The organism is Parabacteroides caeci (assembly GCF_023656795.1).
Classification (GTDB): domain Bacteria; phylum Bacteroidota; class Bacteroidia; order Bacteroidales; family Tannerellaceae; genus Parabacteroides; species Parabacteroides segnis.
Window position 1 is genome coordinate 16,915 of record NZ_JAMOKT010000009.1, and the last position, 17,310, is coordinate 34,224.

Annotated in this window: 9 protein-coding genes; all 9 read left to right on the forward strand. The window is 39.5% G+C overall.

Annotation, left to right across the window (positions count from 1 at the left end):
• Positions 1-516 precede the first annotated feature (516 nt).
• Positions 517-3,633, forward strand: coding sequence for a DUF6383 domain-containing protein (locus NBH15_RS06395; protein WP_250822227.1), 3,117 nt, complete (start codon positions 517-519; stop codon positions 3,631-3,633).
• A 478-nt stretch (positions 3,634-4,111) separates the two neighbouring features.
• Positions 4,112-4,690, forward strand: coding sequence for an RNA polymerase sigma-70 factor (locus tag NBH15_RS06400; protein ID WP_250822228.1), 579 nt, complete (start codon positions 4,112-4,114; stop codon positions 4,688-4,690).
• A gap of 62 nt (positions 4,691-4,752) precedes the next feature.
• On the forward strand, positions 4,753-5,787 hold the full coding sequence (locus tag NBH15_RS06405) for a FecR domain-containing protein (protein ID WP_250822229.1): 1,035 nt from the start codon (positions 4,753-4,755) through the stop codon (positions 5,785-5,787).
• Between the two features lie 329 nt (positions 5,788-6,116).
• Positions 6,117-9,491 carry a TonB-dependent receptor gene (locus NBH15_RS06410; protein WP_250822230.1) on the forward strand — a complete coding sequence of 1,125 codons (3,375 nt, stop codon included), beginning with the start codon at positions 6,117-6,119 and terminating at the stop codon, positions 9,489-9,491.
• Between the two features lie 14 nt (positions 9,492-9,505).
• A complete protein-coding gene (locus tag NBH15_RS06415) occupies positions 9,506-11,434 on the forward strand; it encodes a RagB/SusD family nutrient uptake outer membrane protein (protein ID WP_244050607.1) in 1,929 nt (642 codons plus the stop codon).
• A 97-nt stretch (positions 11,435-11,531) separates the two neighbouring features.
• Entirely contained in the window at positions 11,532-12,620 is a 1,089-nt protein-coding gene (locus tag NBH15_RS06420; RefSeq protein WP_250822231.1) for a glycoside hydrolase family 88/105 protein, read from the forward strand.
• Between the two features lie 5 nt (positions 12,621-12,625).
• A complete protein-coding gene (locus NBH15_RS06425) occupies positions 12,626-13,843 on the forward strand; it encodes a DUF2264 domain-containing protein (RefSeq protein ID WP_250822232.1) in 1,218 nt (405 codons plus the stop codon).
• A gap of 136 nt (positions 13,844-13,979) precedes the next feature.
• Positions 13,980-15,983 (forward strand): glucosidase family protein, encoded by a 2,004-nt coding sequence (locus tag NBH15_RS06430; RefSeq protein ID WP_244050610.1) that lies wholly within the window; start codon positions 13,980-13,982, stop codon positions 15,981-15,983.
• Positions 15,984-16,371: 388 nt separating this feature from the next.
• The gene (rsmH, locus tag NBH15_RS06435) at positions 16,372-17,289 is read left to right on the forward strand and encodes a 16S rRNA (cytosine(1402)-N(4))-methyltransferase RsmH (RefSeq protein WP_244050611.1); all 918 of its coding nucleotides are present in this window, start codon (positions 16,372-16,374) and stop codon (positions 17,287-17,289) included.
• Positions 17,290-17,310: the final 21 nt, after the last annotated feature.

The following is a 17,310-nucleotide window of genomic DNA, read 5'->3' on the forward strand; positions in this document are numbered from 1 at the left end:
TTCGTATTTAAAAGTCCGTACCAAAGGTAATAAATCTCCTGATATAAAGAATTAATTATTCGGTACATTTTCTTAGTTCTAGTAGGATTATTGGGTATGTGTTGTAAAGTGCTGAAAGAAAAGCTATATAGATATATATTAATGTACGCCCGTACATTAATATTATTGAATGTAAAATGTGTGAAAAAACAGCGTGTAATTGATTGATGAATAGGGAGATGGTCGAGAAAATGCCGTGACGAGAAAAAACGTTCCTTTTTTCTCGTCAACAAAAGTAAGAATTAGTTTCATACCAACCATTCTTTTTAAGATATTTTTTATCTGTCTATATGCTTTCTTATCAATCGAATAGCAAACGATGTACAAAACAGGGCCTTTCACAAACGAAAGGAAAGGCCCCTAAAAAAAATGGCGAGATTAAAGGAACGATTAAACTCGCCATTTATCAAGAAAGCGGGGCGTTTCAATTGTGAATTGAACTTATTACACTTTAGTATTAATATTAAATTTTAAATTATGAACAAAAAGTTTTCTACTCTTTTGGCAGGTGTAGCATTGTTAGGTGCAACATCTGTTTTTGCAGCAGACAACGTTACTTCTTTAGTTGAAGGAACCAATAGTGGTTTGTATCAACTGAAAACAGACGGCGGTCAGTTCTTGTCGATTAATGAAGACGGAAAGTTAAGTGTTGTTGATGCTATTGAAGCTGACAATGTGGCAAGTACTTTGTGGTGTGTCACTGTTACAGAAGAAAATAAGGGAAAAGCTCCTTATTTTGATTTTGTAAACAAAGGCGCTGAAGCATTGCTGTCTATTACAATGGAAGAATTTGCTGCTGGTGCTACAGCAACAACTGTTGCTCCTGAAGTTGGTGGTGAGGTCAGTGGTTGGGCATTTTCTCCTACTTATGAAACTCTGGTAAATGAAAAGCCTCTGTATTCTTATTTTACAACAGACTCTGTAGTAGGATTCGTTGTTGATAATGGTACTGTAGTTTTAAAGAAAGACTTAGCAAGTAATGCAGCTACAACTTTTACTACTACTTTCTCTTTGGTTAAAGCTGATGCTGTTACTTTGAATGCAAAGCAGATCAACACTAAACTGGGTATTCAGAAAGAAGATGCTGGCGTTAAGCTGACATTTACTCCGGATGCAAACAAAACAAGTTTGAAAAATCCGTTCAGCCAGGAATTTTTCTTAGCTGCTGATGCAGAAGACGAATTTGTTTATATTACAAGAAAAGAAGACGCTAAAGCTTTGTTTGTTGATACTGCTTTCATCAACACAACTGGTTCTATGTTCCTTGCATTTAATTATATGAATGATCTGGATGCATTGAAAGCTAGCTCTTTGAAAGAGCATGGTCAATTCTTATTCACTTATTTCCCGACAAATGACTCTTTGGTTATTCAGGTGAAGACTATCATTGAAGCTCCGACTGCTGATGGTTGGAAGGCAGCAACACCGACTACTATCACTGCTAATGCTGATGACAAGAACTATGTAACAGTTCAGGATTTGGTAAAAGAAGATCAAATTCGTGTCGTAACAATTGGTGAAAAGAAAGAAACTGATATCGTATTAGGTTTCACTTCTTGCAAAGAAAGCGATACTGACAGAGTATCTTTGGAAGACGGTGTATATTTCATCCGCAATGCTAAAACTAATAAATATTACGCATCTCCGATCCATATCGATGGTGCAAAAGAAGAATGGGTGAGCGTTGACGCTGACGAACAGAATGTTGACCACATGCCGGCTTACCAGTGGGTTGTTCTGAAAACTAAAACTTCTGAATATTTCGCTGCTACTTCTCCTGTGGAAGTTGCAAACCGTGAATATGCAAGCTTGAATGGAACTTATCAGTTTACTCAGGCTACCGGTTCTTCTAAATATTTCTGTGCAGATCTTGCAGCTGACTCTTTAGTTATTACAAAAATTACAGATGCAAATATCTTAGGAGATGAACATCTTGGTTACAAATATCTGACTAAGGATGAGTTGATGATTACTAACTATGCATTCAACTACTTCAACCCTTATACAATGGAAAAATACATTGCTCAGGTGGCTGGTAGCAACAAATTGAATGTATTGCAGGATACTCCGACTTATTTCGAAATCAAACCGGTTAATGGTAACGTAGCAGCTGATTATGGTTATAAAGTAACAGCAGACGTTAAAAAGAGAATTAATGGTTTGGCTCAGTTGAAGAGAGAGTCTTATACAATCCACACTAAGAATGCTGTTATTGCTTTAGGTGAAGAAAATAACTTTGTGATCACAGATAAAACTGCTGCAAGCAAATTCTTCTTCAAAGAAAACAATCAATTGGATGCTACTTGCTATTATGCATTTATTGATGCTGCAAATCTGGAAGAAACAGATAAATCATTTAAATTTAAAGCCGGTGTTGCTGACCAGAGCTTAACTGCCCTGTTGCAACAACAGGTTATTGATGAAGTTAGAACATCTGCTTTCTCTATCGGTTTAACTGACCAACCTCTGTATCGTCGTTTCAACAATGTTAAATTGGATGGCGCTGTAGAAGGTAATGAAGATGCAACTAAGCTCTTGAAGTTCAAAGAAGCATACGTAAACGACTACTTGATGGACGAAACTAACGTAAACTTCAAGCGTGAAGGTATGAGCTACTTAGGTATCGGTGCTGCTAATATTGCTGAAGCTGGTCTGTCATTCAATGTACGTCCGTACAACATTGGTAAATCTGCACAGTATAATATCAAACCGCAATACTTAATCTATGTAAGCGAAACTGTAAACGAAGGTTCTGAAAACATTCCTTGTGATGCAACTAACCACAAGCACATGAATGCTGCTGGCGAAGAATGCGGACCAGAAGATTGTATCCACGCAACTCCGGCTGTAGAAGGCTTCAACCGTTACAAACTGTTGGTTAGCTTCGCTGACTCTACAGATGCAGAAGTTGTTACGGAAAAACAACTTTACAAATTCGGTAAATATGTTCGTGTAGGTTTCGTAGATGCAGTAGAACAGGATAGCGTAATCTATATCTTGGGTAACACATTTGCAAATATTGCAACAAAAGATCTGAATATGGATGATGTTAAGAAAGCTCTTGAAGCTAAGAAGATCTCTTCTATTAACATGAAAGCTACTGTTAAGGAAGACAAACATCACAACTACACTTGGTCATTCCGTTATATCGACCCGACTAAGGCTGCTAACGAAGTAGAAGAAGATCGCGCATTCTTGATCGAATCAAATGCTGTAGCTCCTATAGCTCCGAAGAATGCAGCATGGATCAAGAACCAGAATAACTGCTTGGTATTGTCTGCTATGGATGCTTCTTTCGATGATGCTAAGACTGGTGGTGATGCTGCTTTGATCTTCAACATCGAAAAGGGTGCTGCTGACGATATGGCAACAGACAATGAAAGCATCAGCGCTTCTGAAGTATCAGTAGTTGCAACTAACGGTGCCGTTATCATTAAGGGTGCTGAAGGTAAGACTGTTGCTATCAGCAATGTTCTTGGTCAGACAATTGCTAACACAGTAATCACTTCTAGCGAAGCTACAATCTCTGTTCCTGCAGGTGTAGTTGTAGTAGCTGTTGAAGGCGAAGCTGCTGTTAAGGCAATCGTAAAATAAGATAATTTATAATCAAAAATAAATTCTAAAATTTCCACGAGTTGGAGTCTAGGCGTTGCATGCAACGCCTAGACTATCCATCAATTACCCTGTGACAGGCGAACAAGTGGTTATTAATATTAAGTAATAAAATAAAGTTCTTACTGTAATTTCTCCCGTGAGGAAGGAATACAGAAAAAAACAGCCTCTGCGATCTTGTGTCGTAGGGGCTTTGTTGGTTGTGTTTGGTTGAATATTATCGAATGACTAGAAAAAACGGTCGTTTTAATTAGTCATGAAATCGGATGAAGGGATAAGTGAAATATTGCGATAAAAAAACTTTAGAAGTAGGGGCTAAATCACCTATTTACAGTACTTTTTGTGTTAATCATTAATGAGAACTAAAAAAATGTCTTTACCTTAGCTGCGTGACTAAAAAAAACGACCGATTAATTTAGTCAGTTAATTTAAGTAAAAAACGTCTGATAAGTGATTTATAATGAGTAAACTAGATTTGTCGCAAGAGCAATATTTGTTGTCCGCAATTAAGCAGGATAATGAAGAAGCTTTCTCATTAATCTTTCAGTCATATTATGTTGATTTAGTGCTGTTTGGCGGGAACTTTATAAAAAATAAACAAGTCTGTGAAGATATCGTCCAATCCATCTTTTTGAAGTTATGGAACGAAAGAAAGAACATTCAGATAGAAACCTCATTAAAATCTTTCCTGTTAAGATCTGTTCGAAACAGTTGCCTGGATGAATTCCGACATTTGGAAGTTGTGCGTCAGTATGAGGAAAATTATAAGGATAGTGTACTGGATTGCTATGATACAGAAAATTATATATTGTATTCCGATTTACATGATCATCTTCATAATGCATTGCAACAAATCCCTGACTTATATCGAGAAGCATTTGAGTTGAATCGTTTTGAAGGTTTGAAATACAGGGAGATTGCAGAGAAATTGAATGTATCGGAACGAACAGTAGAGGTTCGTGTGAGTAAGACATTAGAACTGTTGAGGAAACAATTGAAAGATTTTTTTATCCTTTTACTTTCAATCGGTATTCCCTAAAAAAGTTACAAACGATGTGGAAAAAAGTTTTCGGGACGTCTTAATACTATAAAAAAGAAATAATGACAGATAAAGATCAAATACAATCTATTATAACCGCTTATCTTTCAGGAAAAGCGACAAATGAAGAGCGTCGTGAACTGGAAGATTGGGTGAGTCAATTTTCTGATAATGAACGTTGTTTTCAGGAAATGCGTAACATTTGGCAAGTAATGAATCCCGCTTTTAACCCTTCTGAGATTAACGTATTTGAAGCCAGGAAAAATATTCTTGCAAATATCGCAGCTACAAAGAGGAATATGGTTCGCACATTGGTAGTTTATTGGCAACGTGCGGCAGCGATTCTCATTATACCTTTATTGATATTCTGCACTTATTTGTATCTGGATAAAGATAGCGGTTTGTATGATACAATAGAATATCAGGAGGTAAAGTCGCCTCATGGAACTTTCTCTGAAGTCCGTTTGCCTGATGGAACCAATGTTTGGTTGAATGGCGGAAGTTCGTTGAAATATCCTTTGGTTTTCCGAAAAGGAGAACGGGATGTGTATTTGAATGGCGAAGGTTATTTTGAAGTACAGTCGGACAAGGAAAATCCTTTTATTGTAAAAACCGGTCAAGTAATCCTTAAAGCTACTGGTACGGCTTTTAATATAGAAGCATACAATAAGGATTCTATCACTTCTGTCACAATGGTAAACGGAAAGATTGACGTTGCTTTTGGGAACTCTTCACCTGTTGCGATGGTACCGGGAGAACGTGCCTCTTTTAACAGTCAGACAAATCGTTGCCAGATAATAAAGACAGATCCTTACAAATGGTGTGCCTGGAAGGATGGATTGATGATATTTAGGGATGATCCTCTTTCATACGTCTTTAAGCGTCTGGGGCTGACCTTCAATGTGAATATAGAACTGAAAGATCCGACTTTGGCGGATGCTCCTTACCGGGCTACTTTCGAATATGAGTCGTTGGACGAGATTTTACGATTATTACGATTAAGTGCCCCTTTATCTTTTAAACAAAATAAAAGAGTGAAGGATAAGAATAATACTTATGAAAAACAAACGATAGAAGTTTATAGAGATAAAAGGTGATTCATTCACCTTTTATTTTTTTGAAAAAAAACATTATCCCTTATGTGGGAAAAAATAGCTGAAACGTCTTTTATATGATGAGAGGATATAAAACGAGTTGTTCACCCTAAAATCTAATTGCCTATGACATAAAGATGTTGTGATATATATGATTAATATGTGATTAAACAAAAAAAGGAAAGGTCTCGCACACCTTTCCTTTTGATAGTTCAGTCATTAAAAAAGTTTTTAGTCAACCTTATTTTTCTAACTAAACAAACAAAAGTATGAATTCCATTTCGGATAAAAAAATCGAAAGGCAAAGTTTTGTCATAAAAATTTTTCGTGTTATGAGATTGTTCGTTTTATTTCTTTTTACGAGTGTAACATTGGCTATGGCAACGAATACATATTCTCAAAACGCCATCTTAAATTTACACATGGAAAATGCCACAATAGAAGATGTGATAAATAGTATTGAAAAACAGACTGGATATCATTTCCTCTACAATAAAAATATTGTGGATGTAAACCATAAAGTGACTGTATCTACAATAGAAAAGCCTATTGCAGAAGTTCTGGACGGCCTGTTTGAAAATGCCGATATCTCTTATACCATAAGCGATAAGCACATAGTACTGAATAAGAAAGGTATATTTATGCAGGTAACTCAATCGAAGGCTATAACAGGTAATGTGGTCGATATGAATGGAGAGCCGATAATCGGAGTGAATGTTGTTGAAAAAGGGACAACGAATGGTACGGTTACCGATTTGAACGGTAAGTTCTCGATTAATATCTCTCCTTCTTCCACTATTGTTGTTTCTTATATCGGTTATGTTTCTCAGGAAATTAGGGTCGGAAACAATACAAATATTGTTATCGAATTGAAGGAAGATACTCAAACACTGGATGAGGTTGTAGTAGTAGGTTACGGTACGATGCGTAAGAAAGACCTTACGGGAGCGGTTTCCCAGGTTCGTCCCGACAAATTGCTCAAAGAAGGTATTACTACGGTGCAGGATATTTTGCGTACTGGGGTTCCCGGACTGAATGTCGGAGTCAGTTCTTCTGCAAAAGGCGGAGGTTCTTTGCAGGTTCGTGGCCAGCGTTCGTTATCTGCAAATAATGATCCTTTGATTGTGGTTGATAATGTTATATTCTTTGGTGAACTATCAGAAATTAATCCTCAGGATATTGAACAGGTAGATGTTTTGAAAGACGCTTCTTCCGCAGCCGTTTTTGGTGCTAAGTCTGCAAATGGTGTTATAATCATTACGACTAAAAAAGGAAAATCAGATAAACCGAGTGTTCGTTTCGATGCTAACTGGGGGGTGACAGCCATGGGCAGACAGCGTAAAGTATATGATGCTGACGGATATTTGGACTTCCGTTCTGATTGGTTTGATAGCCAGACAGGTTTTGTTAATCCCGGAAAGTATAGACAACCTACTTCTGAAAATTTGGCAAAATATGGATTGACGCTTGATGAATGGAGAGCAATGTCTGTCGACAAGGGCACAGATGATGAAATATGGTTAAGTCGTTTAGGATTATTCGATAAGGAAAAAGAAAACTATTTTGCAGGTAATACCTATGATTGGTACGATGAAGCATATCGTACAGGTTTTAAGCAGGATTATAATGCCAGTATTTCTGGTCGCGGTGAGAAAATGAATTATTATTTTTCAATGGGTTATCTGGATTCAAAAGGCCAGGTTATAGGAGATGATTATAAGAGCATTCGTTCTAATTTGAAATTGGATGCAACTGTAAGTAATTTCCTGACATTAGGTGCTAATGTGAATTTTCAGGATCGTACCGATGGTAATTTGGCAGTGGCTCCCGGAAATGTTTTACTGCAAAACTCACCATATTCTACTCCGTATGAAGATGACGGAAGTTTAGCATGGCATCCGATGGGTGAGAATCCGTTGAATATGGGCTATAACTATCGTTTTGACAAACAGTATAAAGATTTGGAACGTGGCTATACAACGCTAAATACTATTTTAACAGCAAAAGTCAAACTGCCGTTCAATATCAATTATACATTGAATTTCACTCCGCGTTTCCAATGGTATCATAACCGTTATCATGAATCTTCACAACATCCGGAGTGGAAGAGCAAACATAACGGTGCGGTAAACAGAGAACAGACGTCGAGATTTGAATGGTTGGTGAATAATACAATTAATTGGGATTATACATTTGCTGAAAAACATAAAGTGAACCTGACATTAGCGCAGGAAGCGGAAGAACATAGACGTTGGACCGATAAAATAAATGCCAGGGATTTTACTCCTACCGATGCATTGGGTTTACATTATGTAAATAGTGCCGATAAATTGAAAAGTTCTTTCTCTACTGACGATATTCACAGTACGGGTGATGCGTTGTTGGCACGTTTATTCTATGCCTATGATGATAAGTATATGACAACGTTATCTGTCCGTCGTGACGGATATTCTGCATTCGGTACATTAAATCCCAGAGCAATCTTTGGGTCGGCGGCTTTGGCCTGGACATTCACGGAAGAAGATTTCTTTACCTGGGAGCCGATGAGTCGTGGCAAATTAAGAGCTTCTTGGGGTTCGAACGGTAATCGTGGTGTCGGAATATATGATGCACTTTCTAACTTGACAACCGGATCGGGTCCTTATGCTTATATTGGTTCAAACGGTTCTTTAGAAGAAATCTCTATGTTGTATGTCAGCCGTATGGCAAATCCGAATTTGCGTTGGGAAAGAACGACCTCTTGGAACTTTGGTCTGGATTATGGTTTCCTGAATGATCGTATTACAGGTAGTTTAGAGTACTATAACATGCCTACAACCGATTTGGTTATGAATCAGAGTTTGTCGAATATTACCGGTTTCTCCAGTATTATGACCAATTTGGGGGAAGTTCAGAATAAAGGTTTTGAGTTGACTTTGAATACACTGAACATTCAAAACGAAAACTTCGAATGGAGTTCTAGCATCAATCTTTCTTTGAACAGAAATAAGATTGTGCATCTATATTATACTTTTGAAGATGTGGTGGATGAAAATGGCAATGTGATAGGACGTAAAGAAGTGGATGACCAAAAAAATAAATGGTTTATTGGTAAGGATATTAATGAAATATGGAATTATCAATATGAAGGAATCTGGCAGGTAGGCGAAGAAGAGGAAGCTGCAAAGTATAAACAAGTACCGGGAGACCCTAAATTTAAAGATATATATGATGTTGAAAATAGAAGATATTCAAACGAAGATAAAGTATTTCAGGGTTCTACCTCTCCACGTTTCCGCTGGTCGTTCAGGAATGATTTCACTTTTTGGAAGAATTTTAATGTGTCCGTAAACATTTATTCCAAATGGGGGCATAAAGGTTCTGAAGAATTTATAAATAGTGGGTATCAGGCTGAACGTCAGAACGTTTATCAGCTGAAATATTGGACTCCTGATAATCCGACCAATAATTATGCACGTCTGGGGGCTTCGAATGTGGCCAGTGGAGGACAGCGCATTATTGATAAATCGTTTATCCGTTTAGAAAGTATTGCTTTAGAATATAATGTTCCTAAAAAGTACCTGTCTAAATTCCATATTGGAGGTTTGCGTGTATCGGGAAGTGTCCGCAATGTTGCTTGTTGGACAAAAGAATGGCAATATTATGATCCTGAATACGGAAATTTAGTTCCTGTTTCATTCAATTTTGGTTTAGGTGTAACTTTATAAAAAAACAGTGAAATATGAAAAATAAGAAATATATCAAACATATATTGATTGCAGCAGTGTCTTCTACTGCCTTGATAATGTCGGGATGCTCCGAAGATTTTTTGAAACCGGACCCGCTTTCTTTCTATGAGCCGTCAAAGACTTTTACAACGAAAGAAGGTCTTGAATCTGCTTTGGCTACTTGTGATAAACATTTAAGAAATATGTTTTTTCACTGGGAAAATGCCGATGGAGCTCCTTTCACATCAGAATATCTCTTTTCGGAGATGGCTGTTAATGGAACAACGGATCAACCTTCAATTCCGGGTGTTGGCGTTGACCTTATCACATTGATGCAGCCCTCTGCAGCGGACAATGCTTCTACAATAAGATACGGATATTTTTGGGATCAAACCTTCTCGGGTATTAAATATGCGAATTCCATAATAACAAATATTGATAATGTAGAAGGGTTGGATCCTCAGTTACACGACGAAATGCTGGGGAGAGCTTATTTCCATAGAGCCTATAGATACTTTAATGTGGTATTTCAATTCAAAGATGTACCTTTGTTTACCAGAGAGGTTCAAGGTCCTAAATTTGATTATAAATCCACGCAACGTTCGGTTATTCTGGATATGATTACAAAAGATTTGGAGTATGCAGTCCAGCATGTACCGGAAGTAGCCGATTTAGCCGGTATGGTTAATAAAGGTACTTGCCGTCACTTGTTAATCAAATGTTATTTGGCAACAGGACAGTTTGATAAAGCTATTGCGGAAGCTGATTTACTGATTACTGGTTCGGGATATTCTTTGATGACAGATAATTTCGGAACATTTATTAATCCGATGCCGGATGTTCATCCTGTTACGCGTAATGTTATTTGGGATTTACACAGACCTGAAAATAAAATGGCTGCTACAAACAAAGAAGCAATCTTCTGTATGATTTGTCGCAACGAATCTTCCTCAACTAGTATACGTATTAGGACAATGCGTAACACCGTTCCTTTTTGGCCGGCGGCTGGTGCTATCGGAATCATGACTCCGGATGGAAAACAAGGTATGGATATTACAACGACTCACTTCAACTATAAGAAAACTTATGGTCGTGGAGTTGCTCGTATGCGTCCAACCAATTATAATCAATATGGCTTGTGGTTGGATGATCAGACTGATTTGCGCCATAATGTTGAATCGGGTAACTGGATGGTTATGGAGAAATTTAAATACAATCATCCTAAATTATTCACGGACGGAAATCCGTATGCCGGAAAAAACATTCGTTTGTATGGTGATAACGGAGAATTGCTGTGTACTGATACTATACGAAATTGGTTTAACTGGCCTCATTACAAAACTTGGGTAGAAGATCCTAATTATGAAAATAGTAATAATTATGAAGGAGGAGAAGCCGACTGGTATATGTTCCGTCTGGCAGAAACATATCTTTTGAGAGCAGAAGCCTATATGTGGAAAGGAGATGCGGCCAAAGCGGCTGAGGATGTGAATACAATTCGTAAAAGAGCCCATTGCTCAAAACTTTTCACCGCAGGAGAAATGAATATGGGAGTTGTCATGGACGAAAGAGCGCGTGAACTGTATCTGGAAGAATGGCGTCATGTTGAATTAAGTCGTGTATCCTATATTTTCGCATTGACCGGACAAACCGATGAGTTTGGACAGACGTATACAGAAGAAACAATCTCTGATAATAGCTATTGGTGGCAACGGGTTTCTAAATACAATAATTTCTATAACTCAGGTATAAAAACACGTTCCGGTGTGGAATATACGATTGCTCCTTATCATATCTTTTATCCGATACCTCAAGGTACTATTGATGCAAACCGTGAAGGACGTATCAACCAGAATAAGGGATATGCCGGTTATGAATACAATGTTGCTCCGTTTGATAACTTAGAAGAGGCTATGGCGGCAGAAACAGAATATAGCAATTAATCGTATGATTTAATTGGATAGAAATGATATTCGGGAGCATGTATTTTAAGTATATTTGCTCCCGAATCATATTGGATAATCTTAAATAAAAGTATAGATGAAAAAAGTTTTATTTACTGTCTTCTGCTATCTTTTTATTGCAGGAGTAGCGGTAGGAAAGAATAAACAGAATGACCGGGAGCTTATCGACCGGGTTGCCGGCTGGCAAATAGATAACTTCGCTAAAGTTAAACATAAGAATCTCGATTGGACAAACGGCGCCCTTTATCGTGGCATGATTGAATGGGCTGACTATACCGATGACAAAAAGTATTATGATTTTCTGATGGGAATAGGTCAAAAGAATTCCTGGGATTTTTTGCCAAGAGTGTATCATGCGGATGATCTTTGTGTGGCACAAATGTATGTCGGTATGTATCGGAAATATAAAGATCCTGCAATGATCGACAATGTCCGGAAAAGATTGGATCAGATAGTATGGTATCCTTCGGACGAGCCTTTGTGGACTGCCGAGAAGGTCGCTAATAAACGTTGGTGGTGGTGTGACGCGCTTTTCATGGCTCCGCCCGTATTTGTGGAAATGTATAATCTGACCAAGGATGAAAAATATCTTCAGTATATGGACCGTGAATACAAATTGACAACCGACTCTTTATTCAGTAAGGATGACGGACTGTATTTCAGGGACAAGAACTATCTGGGTAAAAAAGAGAAAAACGGTTCAAAAGTATTCTGGGGACGTGGTAATGGATGGGTTTTCGGAGGATTGGCACTTATACTGGAACATCTTCCCAAAGATCATTATACATATAATTATTATTTGAATATTTATAAAGAAATGGCTGCCGCTGTTATCCGTTGTCAGGATAAGAAAGGCTCATGGCACGCCAGTATGTATGACCATAAAGCTTATCCACAGGCAGAAAATAGCGCTTCCGGCTTTTTTGTCTATGGTTTGGCCTGGGGGATAAATAATAATATACTGGAAGGCAAGGATTATAAGAATGCTGTCGTAAAAGGATGGAAGGCTCTAAAAAGTTATGTCAATGAAGAAGGAAAACTCGGTTCTGTCCAACCGATAGCGGCAGCTCCCCAGGATGTGACATCTAATATGACTGAAGTTTATGGTGTGGGAGCATTTCTGTTGGCAGGAAAGGAAATGTTGAAATTTAATAACGAAAAATAGAAGAAATGAAATCGAAAATAATAATAGGGCTCCTTTTATATTTAGTTATATTTACTATTCCCAAAGGTCAAGCCCAATCAACAGGGAAAGATGCTAGAAAATATTGGGTGGAGACAATGTTGCAGATTGTAAGACCTGTATATGTAAATCTGAGTGAGAATACATTAAGGAAAAACATGCCGGTCGAGATGTATCATGAAAGACAGCGAGCTGGTGTAACTCATCTGGAAGCGTTGGGACGTTCATTCTGTGGTATTGCTCCCTGGTTAAATTTGCCGGATGATAATACGGATGAAGGACAACAACGGAAAGAGTTTCGTGCATTGGTCATAAGAGCAATAAAGAATGCGATGGATCCGGCTTTGCCCGATTACCTTCGTTTTGATGGGCCGGGTGGACAGCCGTTGGTCGATGCCGCCTTTTTTGCTCAAGGTTTATTGCGAAGCGAAGAAGGAATATGGTTACAGCTGGATGATGTAACCCGGAAGAGAATCATAGAGAATTTTATATCTTCCAGAAAAATCAAACCGGGTGAAAGTAATTGGCTGATGTTCTCCGCTACGATAGAAGCAGCTTTACTTCATTTTACCGGAGAATGTGAAATGGGACCGATTGAATATGCCTTGAAGAAACATAAAGAATGGTATAAAGGGGACGGTTGGTATGGAGATGGTCCTAATTTCCATTTTGATTATTATAACAGCTATGTAATCCAACCGATGTTGATGGATGTTCTGGAAGTATTGCGTGAGAAGAATATGGATCCGGAAAACTTCTATGACGTACAACGGAAGAGGCTGATAAGATATGCAGAACAACAGGAAAAAATGATATCACCGGAAGGAACTTATCCCATTATCGGTCGATCGGTTGCTTATCGCTTTGGTGCATTCCAGGCGCTTTCGCAGGTTGCATTAAGAAAAGAACTTCCGCTCTATATTGCACCAGGACAGGTTCGTTGTGCTCTTACTGCTGTGATGAAACGCCAGCTTATTCCTGGGACATTTGATGAAAACGGGTGGTTGACACTTGGTGTTTGCGGCCATCAGCCGGAACTTGCCGATAGCTATGTCTCTACCGGTAGCACGTATTTATGTGCATTTGTCTTCTTGCCTTTAGGTTTACCGGCAGATGATCTTTTTTGGTCTCAGCCTTCGGCAGAATGGTCGTCGCAGAGAATATGGTCGGGTAAATCGATGCGGCGTGACGGCGCAATTAAATAGAATCAAGTTTTAGAAGGATAATGAAGTTGCAGGAAAAGTCTGTGTGTTATTTACAGACTTTTCCTATAGCTTCATTTTTTTTGTGAATACTTTTTCATACATTGCACAATTAAAAGATAAACAGAGCAATAGTATTATGAAGAAGTTATTTTTATTTGTGTTTTTATTCTGGACCCTTGTTTGTGGCGGAACTCTTTCTGCTCAAAACCGTTGGTCGATCAACCCCGACGGCAGTATCTCCTGGAATGTCAAAGACCGTATCCCTCATTATGACCATATTGAGATGAGCGGGTTGAAAGTTTCGACTGTGCTCCGTTACGGGGTGAATGCGGACGGTTCTTTTGAACTGAATAAAAGTATGGTTTGGCCCATGTTGCGCACTATCCCGAACAATACACATGCCAGCCTGATGCGCCGTTTTGCCTGGAATGCAACGGACATGGTGTCGGTGAACGGACAATCGTTATCCGGAGAAAAGGTGAATAAGATTACGCTGGATGGAAAAATGACGGTAGAGAGTACTATCGGATTATCGCGTAATGCAAAGGCTGAACTGACACGCATCATTTTCCCGGCGGTGGCGAAACCGGCCATTTATGAAAAGTATATCCTTCGGAATACAGGCAGTTCGCCTCTTACGGTGGAAGTGCCCGAATCGCGTGCCGTGATTAGCACAGACCCGGAAAAAGGAGTGGACGGCAGTTATAAATTAGTCTCGGAAATTATTGGGGCAGCGACCAAGCAGCTTCAGCCGAAAGAAGAACTTGTTTTCTATGCTGCCATCACCGGCTATAAAAACGGTGAAGCAGAATTGAAACCCGATGTGGAAAAAGAACTTCAGGAGCGGAAAGAACTGATTGCAGGCTTTTGGGATAACCTGATTCTCGAAACACCGGACCCTGTTGTCAATACCATGTTTGCCTTTGCCAAAATACGTGGTGCTGAAAGTATTTACGATACCAAAGGCGGATTGATGCACGGTCCTGGCGGTGAGTCATATTATGCCGCTATCTGGGCAAACGACCAGGCGGAATATATCAATCCCTTCTTCCCTTATCTCGGATATGAAGCCGGAAATGGCTCGGCCCTTAATTCGTTTAAACATTTTGCCCGTTTCATGAATCCGGAGTACAAAAAGATACCGAGTTCAATCATCGCAGAAGGTATTGATGTCTGGGGTGGGGCCGGCGATCGTGGTGATGCGGCAATGGTCGCTTACGGAGCTTCCCGTTATGCCCTGGCAAGAGGTGACAAGGCGGAAGCCGAAGAGCTGTGGCCTCTGATTGAATGGTGTCTGGAGTATTGCCATCGTAACCTGAATGATAAAGGTGTGGTCGCCTCCGATTCGGATGAACTGGAAGGACGTTTTCCTGCCGGAAAAGCCAATCTTTGTACCTCTTCGTTGTATTACGATGCGTTGCGTTCGGCTGTCTATCTGGGAAAAGATTTGAAGAAGCCTTTTTCTGTATTGAGTGCTTATGAAAAACAGGCAAGAGACCTTCGGGAAAATATGGAAAACTATTTCGGAGCCAAAGTCGAAGGCTTTGACACGTATCAATATTATGAAGGAAACGATATCCTCCGTTCCTGGATTTGTATTCCTCTGACTGTTGGAATCTTTGACCGCAAAGAAGGTACGATCAATGCCCTGTTCTCTCCCCACCTGTGGACGGAAAACGGTTTGTTGACCCAAGCAGGAAGTGAAACATTTTGGGACCGTTCCACCCTTTATGCTTTGAGAGGCGTATATGCCTGTGGAGCAACCGAGAAGGCAACAGAATATCTGAAATTCTATTCCAATCAACGCCTGCTAGGTGAGCACGTACCTTATGCTATCGAAGCCTGGCCGGAAGGAAGTCAGCGTCATCTTTCCGCAGAAAGCGGATTATATGGGCGTATCATCACAGAAGGAATGTTTGGCATCCGTCCGACAGGACTGAAATCCTTCACTTTTACTCCCCGTTTGCCGTCGGAATGGAACAGTATGAACCTGCGTAAAATAAAAGCATTTAATACAACATTCGATATCGAAGTGCTCCGTGAGAATGGAAAACAGTTAGTTACTGTCAAATCCGAGGGAAAAACACTATTACATAAAGCCATAAAAGAAGGAGAAGTCGTTTCTGTTAAACTAGACTGATTACTAATTTATTACAGTTTCCTCGTAGTTCCCTGTTTTGGAAACTGGCGTTCCCTGCCTGGGAAATTACAATTCCCTGGGCAGGGAACTCTGATTTCCTCCCGAGGAAACTCCGGCTTCTTGGGAGGAAATTGTATTTATCTCCCTGTTTGTTCCATTGCAGAACCACACTATTGTTTGGGTGCAGCCTTGATCTTTTGCCTACTTTTCTATCAAGAGAAAAGTAGGTCTCCCTTACCTGTTGATAACTTTTTTGTACTTTTCTCATATATTTCTTGGAAGGTAATTTGATAAATGTTTAATTTTACCCACAAATATAGTAAAGTGCCCGTTGCCAACGAAGTAGGGTACTTTTGTTTAAGGGAAAGTTTAACGTGTAAAACAGAAAATGGAAGAGAAAGAGACTAGCTATCATGTACCGGTGATGCTCGATGAAAGCGTGAAAGGCCTGAATATTCAAGAAGGGGGTATCTACGTGGATGTGACCTTCGGAGGTGGCGGACATTCACGCGAAATCCTGAAACGGATGGATAGCGAAGGCGAACTTTACGGATTTGATCAGGATGCCGACGCCGAACATAATATTCCTGACGACTCCCGTTTTGTGTTTGTTCGTAGTAATTTCCGTTATTTGTATAATTTTATGCGTTATCACGGCGTAGACGGCGAAGTGGACGGGCTATTGGCCGACCTGGGCGTTTCCTCTCATCATTTCGATGATAAAGACCGTGGTTTCTCTTTCCGTTTCGACGGAGCGTTGGATATGCGTATGAACACCCGTGCCGGCCAGACGGCTGCCGATATCGTAAACAACTATACGGAAGAAGCATTGGCCGATGTTTTTTACCTTTACGGTGAACTGAAAGTTGCCCGCAGGTTGGCCTTATTGATTGTTCGGACACGTGAAAACAAAAAGATAGAAACAATCGGAGACTTTCTGGAACTGGTTAAACCCTTTACCGGAAAAGACAAAGAGAAAAAGTTCCTGGCACAGGCATTCCAGGCCCTTCGTATCGAAGTGAACGACGAAATGCGTGCCCTGAAAGAAATGCTGCAACAAACCCTCCAGGTCTTAAAGCCCGGCGGACGTTTGGTTGTAATCACTTACCACTCTCTGGAAGACAGGTTGGTAAAGAACTTCCTGAAAACAGGAAATTTTGAAGGAAAAAGTGAACAAGACTTTTTCGGAAACGTACAAACGCCATTTCGTATGGTAAATAATAAAGTAATTGTGCCTTCCGACGAGGAGATTGAAAGAAATCCCCGGTCGAGAAGTGCCAAATTAAGAATAGCGGAGAAAAGATGACAAGTTGCAGATGACAGTTGA

Coding starts and splice junctions, on each gene's coding strand:
- NBH15_RS06395 (WP_250822227.1), top strand. CDS start 517: ATGAACAAAAAGTTTTCTACTCTTTTGGCAGGTGTAGCATTGTTAGGT.
- NBH15_RS06410 (WP_250822230.1), top strand. CDS start 6,117: ATGAGATTGTTCGTTTTATTTCTTTTTACGAGTGTAACATTGGCTATG.
- NBH15_RS06425 (WP_250822232.1), top strand. CDS start 12,626: ATGAAATCGAAAATAATAATAGGGCTCCTTTTATATTTAGTTATATTT.
- NBH15_RS06415 (WP_244050607.1), top strand. CDS start 9,506: ATGAAAAATAAGAAATATATCAAACATATATTGATTGCAGCAGTGTCT.
- NBH15_RS06400 (WP_250822228.1), top strand. CDS start 4,112: ATGAGTAAACTAGATTTGTCGCAAGAGCAATATTTGTTGTCCGCAATT.
- NBH15_RS06430 (WP_244050610.1), top strand. CDS start 13,980: ATGAAGAAGTTATTTTTATTTGTGTTTTTATTCTGGACCCTTGTTTGT.
- NBH15_RS06405 (WP_250822229.1), top strand. CDS start 4,753: ATGACAGATAAAGATCAAATACAATCTATTATAACCGCTTATCTTTCA.
- rsmH (WP_244050611.1), top strand. CDS start 16,372: ATGGAAGAGAAAGAGACTAGCTATCATGTACCGGTGATGCTCGATGAA.
- NBH15_RS06420 (WP_250822231.1), top strand. CDS start 11,532: ATGAAAAAAGTTTTATTTACTGTCTTCTGCTATCTTTTTATTGCAGGA.